This is a genomic window from Demequina sp., from assembly GCF_024642165.1.
In the GTDB taxonomy this organism is placed as follows: Bacteria; Actinomycetota; Actinomycetes; order Actinomycetales; family Demequinaceae; genus Demequina.
This window is the reverse complement of the sequence record NZ_JAHEBP010000153.1, coordinates 1-3,969: the sequence shown is the minus strand read 5'-3', so window position 1 is coordinate 3,969 and position 3,969 is coordinate 1. Positions and strand designations below refer to the sequence as shown.

The 3,969-nt window shown below is 72.3% G+C and carries 6 protein-coding genes; 4 read left to right on the top strand and 2 right to left on the bottom strand.

The features are described from left to right. The coding region (locus Q0L54_RS10725; protein WP_296667976.1) for an MBL fold metallo-hydrolase at nt 1–377 on the bottom strand (377 nt) is incomplete at its 3' end. 10 nt (nt 378–387) lie between these two features. Further along, nucleotides 388–1,281, bottom strand: coding sequence for a 4-hydroxy-tetrahydrodipicolinate synthase (gene dapA, locus Q0L54_RS10720; RefSeq protein ID WP_296667975.1), 894 nt, complete (start codon nt 1,279–1,281; stop codon nt 388–390). Nucleotides 1,282–1,391: 110 nt separating this feature from the next. On the opposite strand from dapA, the gene Q0L54_RS10715 reads away from it, so the two are divergent. The 4 genes from Q0L54_RS10715 to Q0L54_RS10700 are packed head-to-tail and all read left to right on the top strand — an operon-like array spanning nt 1,392 to nt 3,784. Next, nucleotides 1,392–2,195 (top strand): thymidylate synthase, encoded by an 804-nt coding sequence (locus tag Q0L54_RS10715; RefSeq protein WP_296667973.1) that lies wholly within the window; start codon nt 1,392–1,394, stop codon nt 2,193–2,195. 6 nt (nt 2,196–2,201) lie between these two features. Continuing rightward, nucleotides 2,202–2,711, top strand: coding sequence for a dihydrofolate reductase (locus Q0L54_RS10710; protein ID WP_296667971.1), 510 nt, complete (start codon nt 2,202–2,204; stop codon nt 2,709–2,711). A 60-nt stretch (nt 2,712–2,771) separates the two neighbouring features. After that, nucleotides 2,772–3,464 carry an AzlC family ABC transporter permease gene (locus Q0L54_RS10705; protein ID WP_296667969.1) on the top strand — a complete coding sequence of 231 codons (693 nt, stop codon included), beginning with the start codon at nt 2,772–2,774 and terminating at the stop codon, nt 3,462–3,464. Next, entirely contained in the window at nt 3,461–3,784 is a 324-nt protein-coding gene (locus tag Q0L54_RS10700; protein ID WP_366937962.1) for an AzlD domain-containing protein, read from the top strand. The genes Q0L54_RS10705 and Q0L54_RS10700 overlap by 4 nt, the downstream gene beginning before the upstream one ends. Nucleotides 3,785–3,969 lie beyond the last annotated feature (185 nt).

Below are 3,969 nucleotides of genomic sequence, written 5' to 3'. Positions count from 1 at the left end.
ACCGGGGTGATCCGGTGCTCCTTGAGCTTGGCCTCGATGAAGGCGAGGGTGAGCTGCGAGCCGAGGATCGGGATGTCGCGGCGCATCCGGAGCAGGTAGGGCACCGCCCCGATGTGATCCTCGTGACCGTGCGTGAGCACGATCGCCTCGATGTCCTCGAGACGGTTCTCGATGTAGCCGAAGTCGGGCAGGATCAGGTCGACGCCCGGCTGGTGGTCCTCGGGGAACAGGACGCCGCAGTCGATGATGAGCAGGCGGCCGTCGATCTCGAGCACGTGCATGTTGCGGCCCACCTCGCCCAGCCCGCCGAGCGGGACGATGCGAAGGGTTCCGGGCTTGAGCGCGGGCGGAGCGAGCAGCTCCGGATTGAAGTTCATGGTGTCTCCGTCAGGGGTGGATGCCGGCGGCCTCGAGACGCGCCACCAGGGCGTCGTACTCGGCCGGCGTGGCAGGCAGCAGCGGCAGCCGCATGGCGCGGCCGGGGATGGCCCCGAGCCAGTACGCCGCCGACTTGGCGTTCATGGCGCCGGGGCCCGTGAAGATGGCCTCGTGCACCGAAAGCAGGGATTCGTGAATGCGGTCCGCCTCCGCGGCGTCGCCCGCGTCGTGCGCGGCGATCATCGCGGCGAGCTCCCGCGACACCACGTGGGAAGACACGGACACGACGCCGACACCGCCGGCGCGCAGGAAGTCGAGCGTGAGCGCATCGTCGCCCGAGTACCAGGCGAGGCCGGTGCGCTCCATGCGTGCCTTGGCGCCCGCGACGTCGCCGGTCGCGTCCTTCACGGCGACGATGCGGTCGAGCGCGGCGAGAGCGTCGTAGGCCGGGTCGGAGATCGCGAGCGCGGTGCGGCCCGGGATGTCGTAGACCATGACCGGCAGGTCCGTGGCGCCCACGATCGCGCGGAAGTGGGCGACGAGGCCCGCCTGCGAGGGCTTCGAGTAGTACGGCGTCAGCGCGAGGACGCCGTCGGCGCCCGCCTCCTCGCCCTGCTCGGCCATGCGCACCGCGTGGGCGGTGTCGTTCGAGCCGGCGCCGGTGAGGATCGTGACGTCGGGGCCCACGGCCTCGCGGACGGCGCGCAGCAGGTCGACCTTCTCGGGGGCGTGGGTGGTGGGGGCCTCACCCGTGGTGCCGGACAGCACCAGGCCGTCCGAGCCGCGCGCGACGAGAAACTGGGCGAGTGCCTGCGCGGACTCGAGGTCGAGTGCGCCACCCTCGTGCATCGGCGTGACCATCGCCGTCAGCACGGTGCCGAACGGTCGGTGCGTGGAAGTCATGGCTCTCAACCTACCGCGCCCGCGGCATGATCCTCGGCGCATCCGCGAGCCGCGCGGCCGCCGACGCGGGTCTCCACGCGGCGTCGACGTCGAGGCGTATCGTTCTGCACGTGAGCGACATCCCCACTCCGTACGAGGACCTGCTGCGCGACGTGCTGGCCACGGGAACCCCCAAGAGCGACCGCACCGGCACCGGCACGCTATCCGTCTTCGGGCGCCAGCTCCGCTACGACCTCTCGCAGGGCTTCCCCCTGCTCACCACCAAGCGCGTCCACGTGCGCTCGATCGTGGGCGAGCTGCTGTGGTTCCTGCGCGGCGACACCAACGTCCGGTGGCTGCAGGAGCGCGGCATCACCATCTGGGACGAATGGGCGGACGCGGACGGCGAGCTCGGGCCGGTGTACGGCTACCAGTGGCGGTCCTGGCCGGCGCCCGGAGGCGGCCACGTGGACCAGATCGCGAACGTCATCGAGTCGATCCGCACCCACCCCGATTCGCGCCGTCACATCGTCTCCGCGTGGAACCCGGCCCTCATCGACGAGATGGCGCTGCCGCCCTGTCACGCGCTGTTCCAGTTCTATGTGGCCGACGGCAGGCTCTCGTGCCAGCTCTATCAGCGCAGCGCGGACCTCTTCCTGGGCGTGCCGTTCAACATCGCCTCGTACGCGCTCCTGACGCACATGATCGCGGCCCAGACGGACCTGGAGGTGGGTGATTTCGTGTGGACCGGCGGTGACTGCCACATCTACTCCAACCACATGGAGCAGGTGGAGCTACAGCTCTCGCGAGACCCGTTCCCGTACCCCACCCTGGCGCTGGCGCCCCGCGAGTCGCTGCTCGACTACGACATCGACGACGTGGTGTTCGAGAACTACCAGCACCATCCGGGCATCAAGGCCCCGGTCGCGGTCTGAGCGGCCGTGACGGTCAGGGCGATCTGGGCGCAGGCCCGGGACGATGAGGGACGCTCGGTCATCGGCCTTGACGGCACGATGCCGTGGAACCTTCCGGAGGACCTCGCCCGGTTCCAACAGCTCACCGCCGGTGGCGTGGTCATCATGGGGCGGCGCACCTGGGAGTCGCTCCCGCCCCGCTTCCGCCCGCTCCCGCGCCGCACCAACGTGGTGGTATCCCGCCACGAGAACACGTTCCCCGGCGCGGCGAGCGCCTCGTCGCTCAGCGCGGCCCTCGACGTCGCCGAGGAGCTCGACCCCGACGTCACCTGCTGGGTGATCGGCGGCTCCGGCCTGCTGGCGGAGGCCATGACGATCGCGGACGTCCTCCAGGTCACCGAGATCGACCTCGAGGTCGCCGGCGACACCTATGCCCCGCCAGTCGACGCGCGGCGGTGGAGCGCAGACGCCGGCGAGTGGGCCACGTCCCGCACAGGGCTCCGGCATCGCTTCGTGACCTACCACCGCGTGGCCTGACCACGCGAGGTGCCGCGGCCCGCGCCGGTGGCCCCCGCCTCCCGTGCCAGGATGTGCGCCATGGCACGCCCCCTGCGGAACCGCACCCGACAGCAGGCGCTGTCCGTGGCGCTGGCCACGGGCGCCTACGGCCTGAGCTTCGGGGCGCTGTCCGTCGCCGCGGGCCTGGACGTGTGGCAGACCTCGGCGCTGTCGCTGCTGGTGTTCTCCGGCGGCTCCCAGTTCGCGTTCGTGGGAGTGGTGGGCGCGGGTGGCGGGCCGTTCGCGGCCGTGGTGACCTCCACGTTCCTGGGCCTCCGCAACGGGTTCTACGGCGTGGGCCTGGCCCCCGTGCTGCGGCCGATCCGCGGCTGGCGGCGGGCGTGGGCCGCCCAGGTGACGATCGACGAGTCGACCGCCGTCGCGCTGGCCCAGCCCGCGGAGGACCGCGCGGCGCGGCAGGCAGGGTTCTGGTGGACCGGAGTGGGCGTGTTCGTCGCGTGGAATGCGATCACCGTGCTCGGGGCGCTGCTCGGCTCGCGCATCGGCGACCCCGCGGACTGGGGTCTCGACGCCGCGGCGGCCGCCGCCTTCCTCGCGCTGGTCTGGCCTCGGCTCGCGCATCGGCGCGCCCAGGCGGTCGCGGCCGCGGCAGCCGTGCTGGCACTCGCCCTCACCCCCGTGGCGCCGGCCGGCGTCCCCGTGCTCGCCGCCGCGCTCGTCGCGATCGTCGCGGGCTGGGGCCACCCGCGACCGGAGGAGGTGCCCGAGTGAGCGCGTATGCATGGATGTGGGTCGCGATCGTGGCGGCGGGGCTGCTCTCGTGGGGCATCAAGGTCGCGGGGCACTCGGTGCCGGAGTCGTGGCTCGAGAACCCCCGTGTGCACCGCATCGCGGCATTCGTGACGGTCGCCCTGCTGGCGGCGCTGGTCGGGGTGCAGACGTTCTCCTCCGGCGGCTCGCTCGCGATCGATGCGCGGGTGGCCGCCGTGGCGGTGGCCGCGGTGCTGCTGTGGCGGCGCGCGCCGTTCATCGTGGTGGTCGCGGCGGCGGCGGCCGTCGCCGCCGGTTTGCGCGCCCTCGGGTGGGGCTGAGCCGGCTTCGGTTACGTCAGCTCGTTCAGCACGAAGGCCACCAGGAAGCCGGCCGCGGCGAGCAGGCCCGTCGCCCAGTGGTCCTCCTCGAAGGCCTCGGGGATCATCGCGTTGGTCACCATCGCGAGCAGCGCTCCGGCCGCCACCGAGACCACGATGGCGAGCAGTTCCGGCGAGGCGTCCGC

Coding starts and splice junctions, on each gene's coding strand:
- dapA (WP_296667975.1), bottom strand. CDS start 1,281: ATGACTTCCACGCACCGACCGTTCGGCACCGTGCTGACGGCGATGGTC.
- Q0L54_RS10705 (WP_296667969.1), top strand. CDS start 2,772: ATGGCACGCCCCCTGCGGAACCGCACCCGACAGCAGGCGCTGTCCGTG.